Origin of the sequence: Micromonospora sp. NPDC023737 (assembly GCF_040639715.1) — a bacterium.
In the GTDB taxonomy this organism is placed as follows: Bacteria; Actinomycetota; Actinomycetes; order Mycobacteriales; family Micromonosporaceae; genus Micromonospora.
Window position 1 is genome coordinate 263,424 of sequence record NZ_JBFAAL010000003.1, and the last position, 16,850, is coordinate 280,273.

21 protein-coding genes, 1 tRNA gene and 1 riboswitch are annotated in these 16,850 nt (G+C 70.0%); of the genes, 12 read left to right on the forward strand and 10 right to left on the reverse strand.

Annotated elements, in window-relative coordinates:
• The first annotated feature begins 221 nt into the window (after positions 1 to 221).
• Positions 222 to 358: riboswitch (cyclic di-AMP (ydaO/yuaA leader) on the forward strand.
• A 12-nt stretch (positions 359 to 370) separates the two neighbouring features.
• Positions 371 to 1,411, forward strand: coding sequence for an NlpC/P60 family protein (locus AB0F98_RS10010; protein ID WP_357731629.1), 1,041 nt, complete (start codon positions 371 to 373; stop codon positions 1,409 to 1,411).
• A gap of 96 nt (positions 1,412 to 1,507) precedes the next feature.
• Here the strand turns inward: AB0F98_RS10010 and dcd are convergent, their stop codons facing one another.
• A complete protein-coding gene (gene dcd, locus AB0F98_RS10015; protein WP_076468637.1) occupies positions 1,508 to 2,086 on the reverse strand; it encodes a dCTP deaminase in 579 nt (192 codons plus the stop codon).
• 99 nt (positions 2,087 to 2,185) lie between these two features.
• Here dcd and AB0F98_RS10020 point away from each other — a divergent pair, with 99 nt between their 5' ends.
• A complete protein-coding gene (locus AB0F98_RS10020) occupies positions 2,186 to 2,749 on the forward strand; it encodes a pyridoxamine 5'-phosphate oxidase family protein (RefSeq protein WP_357731632.1) in 564 nt (187 codons plus the stop codon).
• A 77-nt stretch (positions 2,750 to 2,826) separates the two neighbouring features.
• On the opposite strand, the gene AB0F98_RS10025 is transcribed toward AB0F98_RS10020, so the two are convergent.
• Positions 2,827 to 3,807: a zinc metalloprotease gene (locus AB0F98_RS10025; RefSeq protein ID WP_357731635.1), complete on the reverse strand. Its 981-nt coding sequence runs from the start codon at positions 3,805 to 3,807 to the stop codon at positions 2,827 to 2,829.
• 235 nt (positions 3,808 to 4,042) lie between these two features.
• Between AB0F98_RS10025 and AB0F98_RS10030 the strand changes: the two genes are divergently transcribed.
• Positions 4,043 to 4,116 (forward strand) — tRNA-Gly (locus tag AB0F98_RS10030).
• Between the two features lie 89 nt (positions 4,117 to 4,205).
• On the opposite strand, the gene AB0F98_RS10035 is transcribed toward AB0F98_RS10030, so the two are convergent.
• Both AB0F98_RS10035 and AB0F98_RS10040 read right to left on the reverse strand, forming a co-directional pair.
• Positions 4,206 to 4,364: a hypothetical protein gene (locus AB0F98_RS10035; RefSeq protein ID WP_357731637.1), complete on the reverse strand. Its 159-nt coding sequence runs from the start codon at positions 4,362 to 4,364 to the stop codon at positions 4,206 to 4,208.
• A gap of 27 nt (positions 4,365 to 4,391) precedes the next feature.
• Positions 4,392 to 5,036 (reverse strand): class I SAM-dependent methyltransferase, encoded by a 645-nt coding sequence (locus AB0F98_RS10040; RefSeq protein WP_357731640.1) that lies wholly within the window; start codon positions 5,034 to 5,036, stop codon positions 4,392 to 4,394.
• Between the two features lie 53 nt (positions 5,037 to 5,089).
• On the opposite strand from AB0F98_RS10040, the gene AB0F98_RS10045 reads away from it, so the two are divergent.
• Positions 5,090 to 5,290, forward strand: a complete 201-nt coding sequence (locus AB0F98_RS10045; RefSeq protein ID WP_357731643.1) for an e9imm peptide — start codon at positions 5,090 to 5,092, stop codon at positions 5,288 to 5,290.
• A 100-nt stretch (positions 5,291 to 5,390) separates the two neighbouring features.
• On the opposite strand, the gene AB0F98_RS10050 is transcribed toward AB0F98_RS10045, so the two are convergent.
• Positions 5,391 to 5,654, reverse strand: a complete 264-nt coding sequence (locus AB0F98_RS10050) for a hypothetical protein (RefSeq protein ID WP_357731646.1) — start codon at positions 5,652 to 5,654, stop codon at positions 5,391 to 5,393.
• Between the two features lie 444 nt (positions 5,655 to 6,098).
• Here AB0F98_RS10050 and AB0F98_RS10055 point away from each other — a divergent pair, with 444 nt between their 5' ends.
• Together AB0F98_RS10055 and AB0F98_RS10060 are read left to right on the forward strand one after the other, a co-directional pair.
• The gene (locus AB0F98_RS10055) at positions 6,099 to 6,446 is read left to right on the forward strand and encodes a LiaF domain-containing protein (RefSeq protein ID WP_357731649.1); all 348 of its coding nucleotides are present in this window, start codon (positions 6,099 to 6,101) and stop codon (positions 6,444 to 6,446) included.
• 84 nt (positions 6,447 to 6,530) lie between these two features.
• Positions 6,531 to 7,214 (forward strand): hypothetical protein, encoded by a 684-nt coding sequence (locus tag AB0F98_RS10060; RefSeq protein ID WP_357731652.1) that lies wholly within the window; start codon positions 6,531 to 6,533, stop codon positions 7,212 to 7,214.
• Here AB0F98_RS10060 and AB0F98_RS10065 read toward each other — a convergent pair.
• Positions 7,116 to 7,604, reverse strand: coding sequence for a GNAT family N-acetyltransferase (locus tag AB0F98_RS10065; protein WP_357731656.1), 489 nt, complete (start codon positions 7,602 to 7,604; stop codon positions 7,116 to 7,118). The two genes, AB0F98_RS10060 and AB0F98_RS10065, sit on opposite strands and share 99 nt — an antisense overlap.
• A gap of 39 nt (positions 7,605 to 7,643) precedes the next feature.
• A complete protein-coding gene (locus tag AB0F98_RS10070; RefSeq protein ID WP_357731660.1) occupies positions 7,644 to 8,585 on the reverse strand; it encodes a hypothetical protein in 942 nt (313 codons plus the stop codon).
• Positions 8,586 to 8,653: 68 nt separating this feature from the next.
• Here AB0F98_RS10070 and AB0F98_RS10075 point away from each other — a divergent pair, with 68 nt between their 5' ends.
• Positions 8,654 to 9,535, forward strand: coding sequence for an LLM class flavin-dependent oxidoreductase (locus AB0F98_RS10075; RefSeq protein ID WP_357731663.1), 882 nt, complete (start codon positions 8,654 to 8,656; stop codon positions 9,533 to 9,535).
• A gap of 23 nt (positions 9,536 to 9,558) precedes the next feature.
• Here AB0F98_RS10075 and AB0F98_RS10080 read toward each other — a convergent pair whose 3' ends face one another.
• The gene (locus tag AB0F98_RS10080) at positions 9,559 to 9,975 is read right to left on the reverse strand and encodes an ASCH domain-containing protein (RefSeq protein ID WP_357731667.1); all 417 of its coding nucleotides are present in this window, start codon (positions 9,973 to 9,975) and stop codon (positions 9,559 to 9,561) included.
• 149 nt (positions 9,976 to 10,124) lie between these two features.
• Here AB0F98_RS10080 and AB0F98_RS10085 point away from each other — a divergent pair, with 149 nt between their 5' ends.
• Complete coding sequence (locus AB0F98_RS10085; RefSeq protein ID WP_357731671.1) at positions 10,125 to 10,655, forward strand: alpha/beta hydrolase; 531 nt, start codon at positions 10,125 to 10,127, stop codon at positions 10,653 to 10,655.
• Between the two features lie 49 nt (positions 10,656 to 10,704).
• Here the strand turns inward: AB0F98_RS10085 and AB0F98_RS10090 are convergent, their stop codons facing one another.
• Positions 10,705 to 11,256 carry a phosphoribosyltransferase gene (locus AB0F98_RS10090; RefSeq protein WP_357731674.1) on the reverse strand — a complete coding sequence of 184 codons (552 nt, stop codon included), beginning with the start codon at positions 11,254 to 11,256 and terminating at the stop codon, positions 10,705 to 10,707.
• 230 nt (positions 11,257 to 11,486) lie between these two features.
• On the opposite strand from AB0F98_RS10090, the gene AB0F98_RS10095 reads away from it, so the two are divergent.
• The 4 genes from AB0F98_RS10095 to AB0F98_RS10110 all read left to right on the forward strand — a co-directional run bounded on the left by AB0F98_RS10095 (position 11,487) and on the right by AB0F98_RS10110 (position 16,252).
• The gene (locus AB0F98_RS10095) at positions 11,487 to 12,116 is read left to right on the forward strand and encodes a septal ring lytic transglycosylase RlpA family protein (RefSeq protein WP_357731677.1); all 630 of its coding nucleotides are present in this window, start codon (positions 11,487 to 11,489) and stop codon (positions 12,114 to 12,116) included.
• A 100-nt stretch (positions 12,117 to 12,216) separates the two neighbouring features.
• The gene (locus AB0F98_RS10100) at positions 12,217 to 13,371 is read left to right on the forward strand and encodes a PP2C family protein-serine/threonine phosphatase (protein ID WP_357731680.1); all 1,155 of its coding nucleotides are present in this window, start codon (positions 12,217 to 12,219) and stop codon (positions 13,369 to 13,371) included.
• 490 nt (positions 13,372 to 13,861) lie between these two features.
• Complete coding sequence (locus tag AB0F98_RS10105; RefSeq protein WP_357732451.1) at positions 13,862 to 15,718, forward strand: acyl-CoA dehydrogenase; 1,857 nt, start codon at positions 13,862 to 13,864, stop codon at positions 15,716 to 15,718.
• A 264-nt stretch (positions 15,719 to 15,982) separates the two neighbouring features.
• A complete protein-coding gene (locus tag AB0F98_RS10110) occupies positions 15,983 to 16,252 on the forward strand; it encodes a DUF6458 family protein (RefSeq protein WP_076468661.1) in 270 nt (89 codons plus the stop codon).
• 39 nt (positions 16,253 to 16,291) lie between these two features.
• On the opposite strand, the gene AB0F98_RS10115 is transcribed toward AB0F98_RS10110, so the two are convergent.
• Positions 16,292 to 16,825, reverse strand: coding sequence for a histidine phosphatase family protein (locus AB0F98_RS10115; protein WP_357731684.1), 534 nt, complete (start codon positions 16,823 to 16,825; stop codon positions 16,292 to 16,294).
• Positions 16,826 to 16,850: the final 25 nt, after the last annotated feature.

Sequence of the window (16,850 nt, forward strand, 5' to 3'; positions counted from 1 at the left end):
GTCTTAGGTATTGGTCACCTTCGCTCCACCGTCGCGCCCTGGTCAATACCTTTCCATTGATCGGGGGGTTCGGAAGAAAATCTTCGGAATCGCACGAGGGGTGCGCTCCCGCTGCGTCACACACGGAGTGTCACCGTCTGACGGGTTGCGGATCGGTAACGGCGCTCTCTAGGCTGATCATTCGTCGGCCGGCAGCAGGTCCGTCCAACCCGGGCGGTAACGGTCCGACACCGCCGAGTCGCTCGCCGAGCGAGCCGGGGACCCAGGTTTCCGGGGTGAATCCGCAGCCACTGCGGTAGGGCGCCGACCTTCCCGCCCGAACCCGTCAGCTAACCCGGTAGGCGGTCAGGAAGAAGGAGTACGGAGCCCGGTGGCACACCATGCCCCGCGGCCGCCGTCCGGACGGTCGGCGACAGCCGGCCCGACGACGGGTGCGCCGCGTCCACGCTGGTCCCGCATCACCACCGTCCTCGCCGCCCTCATCGGCGTCAGCGTCGTCCTGACCGGCGGTGCCACAGCGGCGCACGCCGACCCGTCGGTCGCCGAGATCGAGCGCCAGATCGACCAGGACTGGAACAAGCTCGAACCCGTGATCGAGCGGCACAACGCCACCCGTCAGGAGCTCGTGGCCAAGCGCAAGCAGGCCGATGCGCTGGCTGCTCGGATCAAGCCACTGCAACTCCGGATCGACCAGGCCATGGACAAGGTCGGCGTGCTCGCGGTGCGGGCGTACAAGGGTGAGAACCTGTCCACCGTCAACGCCCTGCTCGGCAGCCAGTCACCGAGTGACGTCGTCGGCCAGCTGGAGCTGCTCGACCGGTTCGCCCACAACCAGCAGACGGACGTCGCCCAGGTCGTCGACCTGCGCGACGAACTGGCCCGGCAGAAGGCGCCGCTGGACGAGCTCGTCGCCCAGCTGACCCGGACCGAGGCCCAGCTGGCCGCGAAGAAGAAGCAGATCAACGCCGAGATCGACCGGCTGCAGAAGCTGCGGATCAAGGTGTACGGCAACGGCGGCGGCGGCCCGCTGCGTCCGGCCCCGTGCCCGGCCACCTATCCGGGTGGCGCCGCCGGGGTGGCGGTGAAGTTCGCCTGCGCCCAGATCGGCAAGCCCTACGTATGGGGAGCCGACGGGCCCGACTCGTACGACTGCTCCGGGCTCATGCTCGCGGCCTGGGCCAAGGCCGGGGTGTCACTGCCGCACAACGCCGCGCAGCAGCGCAGGGTGACGAAGACGGTGAGCCGTGCCAACCTCCGCCCCGGCGACCTCGTCTTCTACTACAGCGACCTGCACCACGTCGGCATGTACGTCGGCGGCGGATGGGTGGTGCACGCCTCCCAGGCCGGGGTGCCGATCAAGATGAAGAAGGTCGACGACGGCCCCATCCACAGCTTCGGTCGTCCCGACTGATCGTTCCGCGCAGAGGCCCCTTCCACCGAGTGGGAGGGGCCTCTCCGTGCGCCTGGTGAGGCGCGAGGTGCGTCGGGTTCCGGGGCCGATCGCCGGTCAGCGGGTGGGCCAGGTGCGCCAGTTCTGCCACGCCCGGCTCGGCGTCGGGCCACGCTGACCCTGGTAGCGCGAGCCGTAGACGGCCGAACCGTACGGGTGCTCGGCGGGTGACGAGAGCCGGAAGATGCAGAGCTGGCCGATCTTCATGCCCGGCCAGAGCGTGATCGGAAGGTTCGCCACGTTCGACAGTTCCAGCGTCACGTGGCCGGAGAATCCCGGGTCGATGAAGCCGGCGGTGGAGTGGGTCAGCAGGCCGAGCCGGCCCAGGCTGGACTTGCCCTCCAGCCGGCCGGCGAGCTGCTCGCCGAGCGAGATCACCTCGAGCGTCGAGGCGAGCACGAACTCCCCCGGGTGCAGCACGAACGGCTGCCCGTCGGGTACCTCGACCACCGATGTCAGGTCGTCCTGCTGCTGTGCCGGGTCGATGTGCGTGTAGAGGTGGTTGTTGAAGACCCGGAAGAGCCGGTCGAGACGTACGTCGATGCTCGACGGTTGCACCAGGGTGGGCTCGAACGGCTCCAGCCCGAGCGTGCCGGCCTTGATCTCGGAGACCAGGTCGCGGTCGGAGAGCAGCATCGCACCACCATAGCGAGGCCCGTTCGGACGACTCGAATCCGGTGTCGGTGACCAGCGCGTCGTGTCGCTCGTCGAACATTTGTTCGATAGAATGCCTGCATGGCTTCCTGGTCCGAATTCGCAGCTGACGAGCCCCGGCTCGCCGACGGGATCCGCGTTCTCATGCAGCAGTACGGTCCGGGCTTCGGCTATCTGGCCACGGTCCGTGCCGACGGCGGGCCCCGGGTGCACCCGGTGTCTCCGGTGATCACCGACGAGGGGCTCTTCTGCTTCATCATCGACTCGCCCAAACGGCGTGACCTGGAGCGGGACGGGCGCTACGCACTGCACTCCTTCCCGCCGGAGGAGACCGATGACGAGGCGTACGTGGCGGGGCACGCCCACCCGGTCACCGACCAGGCCCGGGTGGCCCGGCTCGCGGCCAGGGCCGGGGCAGCGTCCCAGGTCGACTGGCGGCTCTTCGAATTCACCGTCGACGTGGCCATGCTGACTCGGCGCGACTCCGGCAGCGCCGGTGGGCCGGGCGAGGGGTGCGGCCGCCCAGGCGTGCAGGTCTGGCTCGACCCGCACGCGGACGATCGGCCGGCCGATCTGACTCCGGTCGTACCGCAGGCTCGTCCCGCCCGCCACGGGCGCCGCGACGTCCACCGCTCGGCAGCCTGAACGCGTTCCTGGGGAGTGAAACGTCGGCGCCGGCCCTTGTCCGTCCAGAGGGCCGGCGCCGACGTTACGTGTCGACGTCAGGCCGCGCGGTAGGCGTTCCACGCGGTCAACATGCGGCTCGCCTGCCCAGGGGTGAACTGGTACATGCACGAGTCGTAGGTGTAGTCCATGAAGTTCGTGATCGGGTCCAGGCCGGCAGCGCTGCAGGTGTTCCGACCGGTCGGGCACTCGTACGCCGGCGTGGCCTCGGCCGGGGTGTCATCGACACTGTCGCCCGAGCCGGAGCAGCCGCCCTGGAAGGTGTGGTAGAGGTTCAGCCAGTGGCCGACCTCGTGGGTGGCGGTGTCGCCCTGGTTGTAGTTGGTCTCGTTGCCGCCCGGCAGCGACTCGTTCAGCACGACCACGCCGTCGGCGCTGTTGAGCCGTCGTTGCGGGAAGGTCGCCCAGCCGAGCAGGCCGGGGGTCACGTCGCCCAGGTAGAGATTCAAGGTGTTCTTGCCGCCCTCACGCAGCGCCGACTTCATCGAACGCTCGGCCGAGGAGCCGTCGAGGATCGGGTACCAGGACGGGTTGACCACTCGATTGATCTTGCTGAGCTGGAAGGCGAAGGCCGTGGCCGCTCCGCCGGTCGCCCCGCTGTACGCCTGGTTCAGCACGGTGATCTGGTTGTTGATCATCGAGTCCGGGATGTTGCCGCCGGCCCGGGTGCTGTTCTCCTGGATCACGTGCACGACCACCGGGATCGTGACGGTGGCGAGCGGTGCGACAGCGCCCGTACGCCGGTTGGCGCGCTCGCGGAGCGCGGCGGCCAGGTCGGCCTCGCGCTCCTTGATCTGGGTGGCCGTCAACTCGTTCGGCTCGTGCTTGGCGGCGCTGCCCGCTTTGACGCGGGCGTCGGCGTGGGCGTCGGCTGGCTCGACGCAGGTGCCCGCAGGGGCGGCGGAGACGGCCGAAGCGGCCGGAAGGACGCCCACGGCGGCCGTGCTGAGCAGCAGCGCGAGGGTCGTGGACGCGACGCCGGCGGTACGCCGGGTCAGCAGATTGGGACGGAGTCCCATGGGCCCACCTCTTTCTGGCAGCGCGACAGGAGGTGTGTCACGCCGTGGCTGAGAACGTGAGGCAGACGCTACAAGTCATCGAGAGATTTGAGAACACCTATACCTTGCCATGGTGAAACCATCTGTCGGGGCGTGAGCGCTGGTCCGCCAGCCCGTCCGGCGCCGGGTTGCAGCCGGTGTGCCAAGGGGGTACCTGGATGCGGGTGACCGGTGACTCGGGTACAGTGGTGCCGCTGCGGGTGTAGTTCAATGGCAGAACATCAGCTTCCCAAGCTGACAGTGCGGGTTCGATTCCCGTCACCCGCTCCAACCGAAAGGCCCTGGCCAGGACGCAAGTCCCAGCCAGGGCCTTCGATGTTCCACGGGCCGCCAGCGCCCGATGGGCCATCCACGGGCCACTAGCCACGCTTCTTACCGGCCTTATTGCCCTTGCCCGTCGCCTTGTCCGAGGGGCCGGCCGCCGACTTCTTGGCCTTCTTGCGCTCGGCCTTCACCGCGTCGCTCACCGCCTGGGCGATGGCCCGATCCGCCTCCGAGCTGGCGTGCTGGTAGATCATGGCCGCCTGGGGCGAATCGTGGCCCGCTCAAGACCGGCGACGGGCAAAGATGATCCCGCCGAGCGAGCTCTCGGCCGAGGTGAGAGTCATCTGTGCCTCGACCGTGAAGCCGCCTTCTTGCAGCCATGCCGCCACCCGAGCGGGCTGCCGACGGTGGACGTAAACCTTCATCGGGTGGCCGCCGTAGCCCTGAGTCTTGAGCCGTGATTCGTCACCGACGTGGAAGCTGAGCAGTAGAGGGCTGCCGGGACGCAGCACTCGTCGGAAGTGTGCGAAGACCGAGCCGACCTGGTTGTCGGGAATGTGGATCAGCGAGTACCAGGCGACCAAGCCGGCGACCGAGCCCTCAGCCAGGTCCAGGTCGGTCATGGAGCCCACCTCGAACCTCAGCCCCGGATGGTCACGCCGAGCCACCTCAATCATCACTGGCGACAGGTCGATTCCGAAGGCGTCCACGCCGAGCTTGTGCAGGTGGGCGGTGATGCGCCCTGATCCACAGCCCACGTCCACGACTGGCCCACCACCAGCGGCCTGAACGAAGCTGGCGAACAAAGCCAGAGTCGCTCGTTCGTAGGGCGTTTCATCCAGGAAGTTGCGCAGAAGATCCGCATAACTAGCAGCGACTGTGTCGTAGGAGGTGCGAGTGTCCGCCATCCAGCCCTCAACGCCCATGGCGGCAACGCTAGATCAAGCGCTGCGAGGCGGTTGTCCTCGTCGAGCGGATCATGCGGTACGACTTTGCGGACTTCGCCGAGCGGGGCGACTGGCTGGACCGCCTCGAACGCGACCTGGGCTACCCGGACATCTCGGATCTGATCTACGCAGTCACGCCGGAGTTGACGACGGCCGAGGTCGTCGACCGCGCCAGCGCCTACCAACCGATCGCGAGGCGCTCCACACCATGGACGCCGCCGTCGGCCAACTAACCGCACTTGTCGCCGGACGGCCTACGACTGCCCGACGAGGAGATCCGCTGCACCACCGTCCGCGCCGTCGCTGTTGTATTTTCGGCCGGTTCGCCGGCGGTCAGGCAAGTAGCGCCCGAAGTTGACCTATTGCGTCCAGCAGCTCGGCGCGGTGCTTGCCAAGCTTGATCCACGCGGGCAAGCGTTCAACCAGGCTCTGGCTTCCCATGTACTGGCCGCGTTCCCGCAACCGAGCGGACACGTACGCCTCCAGCAGGTCCAGGTGCTCGACGTTGTACGCCCAGAGCACCCGCCCACGGCACTCCAGCGAGAGCCAGAGGGGCAGGCCGAAGTACGGGTCGTTCGGACCCGAGAACTCAGGCAATGCGCGCGCGTTGTTAGCGAGGCGAGGAGCCTCCCAGAGTTCCGTATACGCGCACCCCAGACAACTGAGCCGACGGCGAAGCCAGAAATCACGCCGGGAGCTGCCGACCGACTCAGGGTCAGGACGGACCGAAGCCCGGCCGGCACAGCGCGGGCAACGGACGAAGATCTCGTCAGAAGACAAGCCACACAGCCTGGACTTCGGATCGCGGAAGCGTCCCGCGCTGCCTTCCCCGGCTGCTGTCGAATTCGACTGTGCGCTCATCGATACAGCCAACACCTCCGACTACCGCCGTCACCAACGGATTTCCGGCGGAGCAACGCCGGGCTCCCGGACCGGCGGCGATACCTGGGCTTCGGTGCGGATCGTCATGACAACCGTCGTGGGTCCCTTCACGACTAACGACACCTACCCTCGGACGTGTGGGTCCAGAGCATCGAGGACATGGCGAACACGGATCCCTCGAAGCGGATCAACTGGCAGATCTCCCTCCTCGGCGGTCACGAGCAGCGTGTTGGCGGCAGGGCCGACGACACCGCGGTCGTCACGTCGATCGGCGGCGCCGACATCGACCTCACCGGCGCCGAGCTGGCTCCCGAGACGACGTTGACGAAGGTGTCGCTCATCGGCGGGGTGAAGCTCCGGGTGCCCGCCGACACCCACGTCGAGATCGAGGGCTTCCACCTGTTCGGCGGGCGCAGGGTCGAAGCGGGTACGCCCTCGCCGTCGGCCCCCGTCGTCCGCGTTCGCGCCTACGGCATCATCGGCGGGGTCAGGGTGAGCCGCCTGTGACCGCGGGTGACGACGAGTGGAGGGCGGCCGGCCGAATCCGCCGGGAGCAGGTGAACGATTGCGTCGGGATGGCACCGTGATCGCGTGCATGCTGCGCTCACCCGGCTCGATACCCCGCCCTGGCGGATCGTCGGCCGTGTTCTGCTGATGGTGGCCGGCGGCCTCTTGCTCTGGCTGCCGATCCACACCCAGAGCGCGCTGGACGACTGGGCGGTCGAACTGCGGGCGGGCGGCGAGCCGGCGCAGGCGATCATCTTCGACCGGGTCACGAAGGGCCGCGGCAAGACCACCATGTACTTCCGCTACGACTTCGATGGCCGGACGTACGAGCAGGAGGTCCCCTGCGTCGAGGTGTGCCGGTCGTACGGCGAAAAGGTGGGGGTCTGGGTCAACCGTTCGGACCCGACCGATTTCGTCACCGACTTCGACCAGCTCAGCGGGCACCGAGGCCGCCTACAGGGCGGGCTGGGTGCGGCCGGTTTCGTGGCCCTGCTCCTAGGGGTGCTGACGACGTTGTCCAGCATTCCGTGGCGGCGCTGGTTGCCCGGGCGCAGGCTGCCTCGGCCTGCTCGAACAACCGCCGGTGGTCCGTTCACGAGCAGGTCGAAGCACAAGCGACGGCGCGGTCAGGAAGCGACACGTCGGAGGCCGAGCGGGGAGGCCGTTCGGTCAGACCGCCAGGTCGAGGACGTGCCTGCGCCCGGGGCGGCCGCTCAGCACGACCGCACCGACGGGTGTGAAGCCGGTACGCCGCAACACCCCGAGTGAGCCAGCGTTGTCGAGCGCGGCCGACGCGTACAACCGGCGCAGCCCGTACTCATCCCTGGCCAGCGCGCAGACCCGGCGGACGCCGTCAGTGGCCACGCCGCGACCGGTCACCCGCTCCGCGACCCGGAAGCCCAGATCCGCGCTGCCGTCTGCGGAGATGTCGACCAGGTTGAACCGACCCAGCACCGACCCGTCGGCGTCGACCAGGACGTGGAAGTGGCACAGCCCGGCGGCCTGCTCGGCGAGCAGCTCAGCCTGGCGGGTGGCGAACCTGGTGAAGTAGTCGTCGCCCCGGTCAGGCACCGAGCGGGCGAAGAACTCCCGGTTTGCCCGCTCGAAGTCGAGCAGCGCGTCCGCGTGGCCGGCGGTCAGTTGGCGAAGCTCGGGCACCGCGCCAACCTAGCGGCCGGTTCGACCCGTGTCACCGGTTTATTGCGCGAACTCCGGGGCGGCGGTGGCGAGCGGATCGGCGTCGCGGCGGGGCACAGTGGCGAGCGCCAGCGCGAAGAGCGCGCAGCCCGCCCCGACCACGAAGAAGAGGGAGAGCGCGGGCTGGCCGAGCCACTCCCAGAGCGGGTGCCACACCGGGTGTGGCTCGTCGCGGTGGTGTCCGAGCAGCTGTGGCGCGGTGAGCAGCACGGGCGCCCACCAGAACAGCATGGTGATCGCGTACAGGACGGTCACGCCGTTGCCGGCGGGGTGCGGAGGCCGCGTCCGCCGGCTCGCCCAGGCGAAGACCAGCCCGCCGAGGAGGGCGCCGACGAGGCCACCGCCGATGCCCGCGGGCAGCACGGCGGGCGGGGTGGCCCGGTACACGGCCACAGTGAGGTGCGTGCCGTCGATCGACGGGTTCGCGAGCCAATGGATGTCGAGGGCGGTGTCGTCACGACGTGCGACGAGGCTGACGTTGCTCGGCCCACCGGTCGGCGTGCAGCCGCCGCCGGCCCGGCAGGTCACCTCGGGTACGACGTGTGGCGGGAACGTACGCCAGCCGGTCTCGCGGAGCCGGCGTTGCGCGAGCGCGAGCGTCTCCTGCTGTGCAGCCGGAGGCACCGCCTTGACGGTCGCCACGGTCGTGCCCTGCTGGTACTCGCCGCCGTCGGGGAACAGCACGGCCTTGAGGTTCCCGGGACGCAGCGGCTGACTGTAGAAGGTGAAGAGCGCCGGCCCCGGATCGACCTCGTTGATCTCGTATCCGGGGAGCACCTCGGCGACGATCGCCGTGGTCTCGGTGGCATCCGGCAGCGGCCGCGCGGTGTGCCAGGCGGCCCAGGTGGCGAGCGCGGCACTGAAGAGCCCGCAGATGACGGCCGTGAGCGCCGCCCAGACGACGACGGTACGACTCTCCGGCCTACCCAGGCGTGCGCGCATGCCGGACGTTATATCGATGATCAACGTATGGTCAAGGTAACCGCCGGCCGCCGGACTAGGCTGCGATCATGCGTATTGGCATCGTGATCCTTCCTGACCAACGCTGGGCGGAGTCGCAGCGGCGCTGGCGGCAGGCGGACGAGTGGAACTTCGACCACGCGTGGACGTACGACCATCTGGGCTGGCGTGACCTGGTCGACGGACCCTGGTTCGACTCGATGACCACGCTCACCGCGGCGGCCACCGTGACGTCGCGGATCAAGCTCGGCACCCTGGTCGCCTCGCCCAACTTCCGCCATCCGGCCGCCTTCGCTCGGCAGATCACCGCGCTGGACGACATCTCCGGTGGCCGTACGCTGCTCGGCGTCGGTGCCGGCGGTATCGGCTTCGACTCCGCCGTACTGGGTGGAGAGACCCTTCCCCCGCGGCAGCGGGTGGACCGGTTCGCCGAGTTCGTCGAGCTGCTCGACCTGGTGCTACGGGAGGACGGCACGACCTGGCGCGGTGAGTGGTTCGCCGCCGTCGACGCCCGGAACAACCCCGGCTGCGTGCAGACGCCCCGCGTGCCGTTCGTGGTGGCCGCGAACGGGCCCCGCTCGATGCGGCTGGTGACGCGCTTCGGCCAGGGCTGGGTCACCACGGGTGACGGTGGTGACGATCTGGAGAGCTGGTGGGCCGGGGTCGCGGAGCTGTCGAAGCGGCTGGAACGGACGTTGGACGAGGCCGGTCGTGATCCGGCCACCATGGACCGCTACCTCTCGCTGGACGCGGCCCCGGTCTTCTCGCTGAGCAGCGCACAGTTCTTCGCCGATCAGGTCGGGCGTGCCGCCGAGCTGGGTTTCACCGACGTGGTGACGCACTGGCCGCGGGCCAGCAGCTGGTACGCGGGCGACGAGGAGACCCTGGTGGACGTCGCCACCCGGCTGCTGCCGGAGCTGCGCCGAGCCTGAGCCGCTCCGGGTCGACCGGCCCGTCAGGTGCCGATGACACCGTCGTCGGTCGGGAGGAGGCGGAAGCGTAGGCAGACCACGTCGGTGTCGTCCGTGACCGGGGTGCCGAGTCGCGCCCAGTACGCTGCGTGGCCCGAGCGCCAGTCCTCGATCGACGGGTCACCTTCACCCTCCGAGCGGGCGAAGTCCCAGCTGACGTCGGCGAAGCGGACCACCTCGACGGCGGTGACCTCCACGACCCCGACCAGGTGGTTGTCGTCGTCGACCAGTACCAGCCGTTCGCCGACGTGCTCCAGGTCCTCGCGCTCCTCGGCGTACTCGGTGAGCAGGCCGGCGGTCGCCGTCTTCACCCCGGCGAGCACCAGGCCGTTCAGCGTGCTCCGCAGCTCACCGGGAGTGCCGAGGGCGAGGGTGCGCAGTTCGCCGATCCGAGGCCACATCCTGCCGAGGCTAGGCGAGCGCGGGACCGGGCGCCGCTGCTTTTCCCGGCCCGGGTCGGGGCGATTGCTGCGCGGCTCGCTCGTTGGCCCCGGGCGGCTGTGGTCGGGCGTACGGTGACGGGAGCGGCAGTCGACCACGGGAGGCGACCATGGCGAAGCGACGTGCGGTGTTCATCCCCGGCATGGGGTACGACACCCGGGCGCCGTTGTTCGCGTACGTCGGGGAGTCGCTGCGCCGGGCCGGGTTCGCCCTCCACGAGATCGGTTGGGAGTTCCCGGCCGGACTCGCCGCCGAGCAGCACGGCCCGTGGGTGGCGGAGCGCGTCCGTCCGACCCTGACCGAGTCGACCGACCTGTTGGTGGGCAAGTCGGTCGGTAGCCTCGCCGCGCCGCTCGCCGCCGACCGGGCGCTGCCGGCGGTCTGGCTCACCCCGCTGCTGCACCTGCCCGAGGTGGTCGACGCGTTGCAGCGCGCGGAAGCCCCGTTCCTGCTGATCGGGGGTGCCGCGGACCGGACGTGGGACAGCGCGGCGGCCCGCCGGCTCAGCCCACACCTGGTGGAGATCCCGGAGGCGGACCATTCGCTGTTGTTGCCGGGGCCGCTGGTCCGCTCGGCCGAGGCGCTGGGCCGGGTCTGCACCGCCGTCGAGGAGTTCGTTCAGGTCATGTGGGGGAAGTAGCCGGCGACGTCGGTGTGCGCCGAGGGACGCGCGACCGGCTCGACCGAGGTCAGTCGTTCAGGTCGGCGCCCGAGACCAGCCCGCGTACCCGCAGCTCGGCGGCGGTCTCCGGGGTGCAGTCGACGGCTACGGCGGCGGTGCCGAGGGGTTCGGCCCCACGCGTCCGGCAGATGTCGTAGAGGGCGCGTACCTGCGCGCCGGTCGCCACCCAGTCGTCCACCACCAGCACCCGGTCGCCGGGGCCGAGGTGTCGCTCCCGTACGGCCAGGTCGACCTGACGGCCCCGGAAGTCCGGCGGGCTCTGCGCCCAGGTCAACGGGCCGGGCGGCAGCCGTCCGTCGCCGGGCTTGTGTGCCGGTACGAAGCCGACGCCGAGCGCGGTGGCGGCCAGCGGGCCGACCAGCAGGCCGGTGACCGCGGGGGCGAGCACCACGGTGGGCCGGGCGGCGCGGAACGGCGCCACGAGGGCCGGCCCGAGCGCGGCCAGTACGTCCGGGTCCCGCCACCAGCCGGAGATGTCGCTGACCAGGTGGGTCGAGCCGGGCCCGGGGTCGAGCCACTGGAACAGTTCGACAAGACGTTGGCTCAGTGCAGCGGGCATCTGCCCATCTTCCGGCAGCTGCCGGGGCGGGCGGTGGGCCGGGGCGGTGGTAGGGCCGGATCCGATCGCGGTTCCGGGCGAGGCAGGCCGCCCGGTGGATCACGGGTCGGATGATCGGGTACACGTATGCCTGCAAATACGGGCATACCACCGTGATCACGTTGACTTCGGAAGTGCCTCTCTCGTTACGGTCCGACCCGGCTTGTTCAGCGGACGAAAGGACCGGGCTGGTGGCTGCTAGGCACTCCCGTACCCGCAGGATCTTCTCGCCGGCCGGTATCGCGGCGACGGCGGCGCTCGGCGTCGCGCTCGCGGTCGGGGGCGCCGTCGGCGCCGTGCACCTGACCTCGGGTACGGACTCCCGGCCGGTCGCCATCGAGCTGACCCCCAGCACCGTGCCCACCAGCCTGGCGCCCAGCTCGCCCGCCGCGTCGCCGAGTCCCAGCGTGACGCCGAGCGCCACCGCCACCGCCAGCCCGGCACTGACCCGCTCCCCGCAGGCAGCCTCCCGGGGCAAGGCGCGTACGGCCGCCCCGAAGCCGACGGCGAAGAAGACCACGCCCGCGCCGAAGGTGGTCGACAGCGGCTCCTGCGGTGCCTCCTTCTACTCCGATGGCCAGCTGACCGCGAGCGGGGAGTCGTTCAACCCCGACGCGCTGACCGCGGCGCACAAGACGCTGCCGTTCGGTACGAAGGTCCGAGTGACCAACCCGGCGAACGGGAAGTCGGTCGTGGTACGGATCAACGACCGCGGCCCCTTCATCGACGGGCGCTGCCTCGACCTGTCCCGGGCCGCCTTCGCCGACATCGCCTCCCTCGACGTCGGCGCGATGACCGTCCGGTACGAGGTGCTCGGCTGAGCGGATGTCCGACGGCGATCCGGCCGACGTCACGATCCGGCCGGACAGAACCTGCTCGGACGACGGGCCAGGTTCATTCACCCGTTCACGTCGATCAGGCATGCTGTCCTTCGTACGTACACATCCCTTCCAGTCGGGCCGAAGCCCGCTGAGCCCCGGATCCCGCGCCGGTCTCGGCGCGGCCGTCGCCCTGCTCGCGATCGTCTCCGCGGTGGAGCTGGCGGACGGCCGCGCGGCGCACTACATCGCGCTGATGGCGGCGGCGCCCTTCCTGGCCGCCGCGCTGGCGTCCTGGCGGGTGGTGCTGGGCGTCGGCGTCGCCGCCACCGCCATCGGCGCCACCTTCGCGGCCACTGCCATGAACACCACTGACGCCTCCTGCGAAAAGTCCGTCTCCCTGATCAACGGGATGAGCGTGGTCGGCATCGCGCTCGCCACCGGGATCGCGGTGGCGGTGGCCTCGGTTCGACAACGGCAGGCCGAGCGGATCGCCGAGTTGTCCAAGCTCGCGGCGGTGGCCCAGCAGGCGGTGTTGCGTCCGCTCGGCCCGCAGGTCGGCACGCTGTCGGTCGCCGGACGCTACATCTCGTCGACCGCGACGGCGGAGATCGGCGGCGACCTGTACGAGGCGCTCGACACCCCGTACGGCGTACGCATGATCATCGGTGATGTGCGCGGCAAGGGGCTGGACGCCGTACGGCTGGCGAGCATCGTGCTGGGGTCGTACCGGCACGTGGCGTTCGAGCGGGCCGACCTGCGTGCCGTCGTCGCCGATCTGGACCGCGCGGTCGCCCGCAGCGTCGGTGACGAGGATTTCGTCACCGCCGCGCTCGTCGAGGAGCGGGGTGGGACGCTCACCATCGTCAACTGTGGACATCCGCCGCCGCTGCTGCTGCGGCGGGGCGCGGTGATCCCGCTCGAACCACCGGCACCGGCGCCCCCGCTCGGGTTCATGCCCGCGGTGCGGCCGCGGGTCGAGCGGCTGGAGCCGGGCGACCGGCTGCTGCTCTTCACCGACGGGCTCGGTGAGGCGCGCCGCGACGGCGAGTTCTTCCCGACCGCGGACCGGGCCTGGCGGCTACTGGGCCACGGCACCGTCGCCGACGGGCTCGCGTCTCTGGAGACGGCCCTGGTCGAGTGGGTGCACGGCCGCCTGGACGACGACATCGCCCTGGTCCTGATGGAGTACACGGGTGCGCGCACCGGAGCGACGGCGGCCGTGCCGAGCTGGGAGGTCGGCGCTCCCGAGAGCTGACGCCGCTCGGCGACGCGTGTCTTCGTCACGCCGGCGCTGCGGTTGCATAGCGTGACCATTGATCAGCGAACACGCATCGTAGTCGCGAGCGCCGGACGGCCACCTCCGCTTCGCTCGCTTTGCTCTGCACCCGAATACGCGCCACGGCTCTGACCTGCTCCTTCTTTCTGGCAGCCGCCGCGCGGATCGATTCGAACAGCGACTATCGGTTAGCGGTGCGTAGATGGGTGCAGAGCAAAGCGTCCGGATGAGGGTGGCCGGACCGGAGGCTGTGTTGCGCTCGGTGACACCGCACCGGCGTGGAGGCCAGGGTTGGTGCCGAGATCGGCGGCGAGAGTCACACCTCGTCCGCCCGCTGCTACGCCCGGTACGCCCACCGTGATTGTGTAATCGCCGTCACTTCGGTGATCGGCTTGTCGCTGTCTACTTGCCGGTAATAGAGTCGGAGTTACTGATCGGTAACACCTGTCCGGAAGCGGGGCCAGTGAGCATGACCCACTACAAGAGCAACCTGCGGGACCTCGAGTTCAACCTGTTCGAGGTCTTCGGGGCGGACCGGGCGTTCGGCCAGGAGCCGTACTCCGAGCTCGACACCGACACCGCGCGCAGCATCCTCGCCGAGGTCGACCGCCTCGCCCGGGAGGACCTGGCCGCCAGCTACACGGACAGCGACCGCAACCCGCCGGTCTTCGACCCGGCCACGCACACCGCGCCGCTGCCGGAGTCGTTCAAGAAGTCGTACCGGGCCTTCATGGAGTCGGAGTTCTGGCGGCTGGACCTGCCGCCCGAGCTCGGCGGCACCAACGCTCCGCGGGCCCTCTGGTGGGCCCTCGCCGAGCTGGTGCTCGGCTCCAACGCTCCGGTCTGGATGTACGCGTCCGGCCCGTCCTTCGCACACGTGCTGCACGTCGAGGGGACCGAACGGCAGAAGAAGTGGGCCAAGCTCTTCGTCGAGAAGCAGTGGGGCTCCACCATGGTCCTCACCGAGCCGGACGCCGGCTCGGACGTCGGCGCCGGCCGCACCCGGGCCGTCCCGCAGCCGGACGGCTCGTGGCACATCGAGGGCGTCAAGCGTTTCATCACCTCGGGCGAGCACGACCTGACCGACAACATCGTCCACTACGTACTGGCCCGCCCGGTCGGTGTAGAGGGGGTCGGTGGCCCGGGCACCAAGGGTCTCTCGCTCTTCGTCGTGCCGAAGTACCACTTCGACGAGGAGACCGGTGAGCTGGGCGAGCGCAACGGCGTCTTCGCCACCAACGTCGAGCACAAGATGGGGCTGAAGGTCTCCAACACCTGCGAGCTGACCTTCGGCGAGCACGGCGTACCGGCCAAGGGCTGGCTGATGGGCGACAAGCACGAGGGCATCCGGCAGATGTTCATGATCATCGAGTACGCCCGGATGATGGTCGGCACCAAGGCGATCGCCGCCCTCTCCACCGGCTACCTGAACGCCCTCGAGTACGCCAAGAACCGGGTCCAGGGCGCCGACCTCGTCCAGCAGGCCGACAAGACCGCGCCGCGGGTCACCATCACCAACCACCCCGACGTCCGGCGTTCGCTGCTGCTGCAGAAGTCGTACGTGGAGGGCTTGCGGGCGCTCGTCCTGTACACCGCCTGCTGGCAGGACAGGGTGGCCATCGCCGAGGCGGCCGGTGACGAGAAGGCCACCAGGCTCGCCAAGCGGGTCAACGACCTGCTCCTGCCGCTGGTCAAGGGCGTCGGCTCGGAGCGGGCGTACGAGCTGCTCGGGCACGAGGCCCTCCAGACCTTCGGCGGCTCCGGCTTCCTCCAGGACTACCCGCTGGAGCAGTACGTCCGCGACTCCAAGATCGACACTCTGTACGAGGGCACCACGGCGATCCAGAGCCTCGACCTGGTGTTCCGGAAGATCGTCCGGGACAACGGCAAGGCCCTGGCGACGGTCGCCGGCGAGATCCAGGACTTCATCACCTCCGAGGGCGGCAACGGCCAGCTCAAGGAGGAGCGCCAGGTGCTCGGCAAGGCGCTCGCCGAGGTTCAGACGATGCTCGGCGTGATGACCGGCTGGCTTGGCGCCGCGCAGGGCGGCGACGCCCGGGCCCTCTACAAGGTCGGGTTGAGCAGCCGGCGGTTCCTGCTGGCGATCGGTGACCTGGTCGTCGGCTGGCTGTTGCAGAAGCAGGCCGAGGTGGCGCTGCGTGCGCTGAACGGTGAGCTCACCGCCGCCGACCAGGCGTTCTACACCGGCAAGGTCGCCGCCGCCCGGTTCTTCGCGCGGGAGGTGCTGCCCCGCATCGGCGCCGACCGACGGATCATCGAGGGCACCGACCTGGACATCATGGACCTGCCGGAAGAGGCGTTCTGACCGGGCCGCCCATGACACGGAACGGACGGCCGCACCTTCCGCGGTGATGACCGGCACGACGGCCGACGGGAAGCAACCCGTCGGCCGTCGGCGTTCCGGTGCTCCGCACAAACGGCTGGATCGCACCGGCGAACGGGGCCGTGCCGCCGGGTTAGGACACGCATTCGGCAACCCCCGCCGGGTAGCCGACCGTCGTGGCGGGTAACCCCAGCGAGACCACGTCGGAACACGCCCGAACCCATCGCACGGGGGAGTCCAGCGGACATGGGCATTGGTAGCGGCATCTTCCTGATCGCGGTCGGCGCGATCCTGACCTTCGCCATCAGAGCCAACGTCTGGTGGGTCGACCTGCGCGCGGTCGGCTGGGTGTTCATCCTGGCCGGTCTGGCCGTCCTGCTCACCACGCTCTGGTACTGGCAGGATCGGCGCAAGCGGGCACGAACTCTCATCGTCGAGGAGAACCGGCTGTCCCATCCCACCGCGATGATGCCGCCGCCTCCCGACCCGCCCCCGCCCACCGCGCCGCCCTCCTGAGCCGCGTAGCGCTGAGCCACCCGTCCACTGGCGGGTGGCTCAGCTTCGTGCGGTGTACCGGTCGGTGAGCTGGGTCCTGCCACGGTCGAGCTCCGCCCAGGGGCCAGAGCTCCGGTGCACCGCGAGCTCCGTCGTCCGTAGCTCCTCCGGAGTCCGCCCTCCGTCGAGCAGCGCGGAAAGCAGCGAGATGCCCGGATTGTGGGCGATCAGCAACACCGTCCGGGCGGTCGGGTCGACCCGGCGGACCAGCGCCAACAGGTCATCAGGGTGCGCCTCGTACGCGTCGGCCTCGTACCGGACATCCGGGCGGGGACCGGCGGAACCGCCCTCCGGCGGCGAGCCGGTCATCCCCATCGCCACACCGTGCCAGGTCTCCCGGGTGCGCCGGGCGGTCGAGCAGAGCACCACGTCCGGCAGCAGGCCGTGCTTGGCCAACCAGGCGCCGGCGGACTCGGCGTCGGCCCGCCCCCGAGTGCTGAGCGGGCGATCCGCGTCCGGCCCCTCCTCGGACTGCTCGGCCTTCGAGTGGCGCAGCAGCACCAGTGTCCGGGCTCCGGCGTACGCGTCCGTCATGCCCCCAGCTTGCCCGATTGGCGAT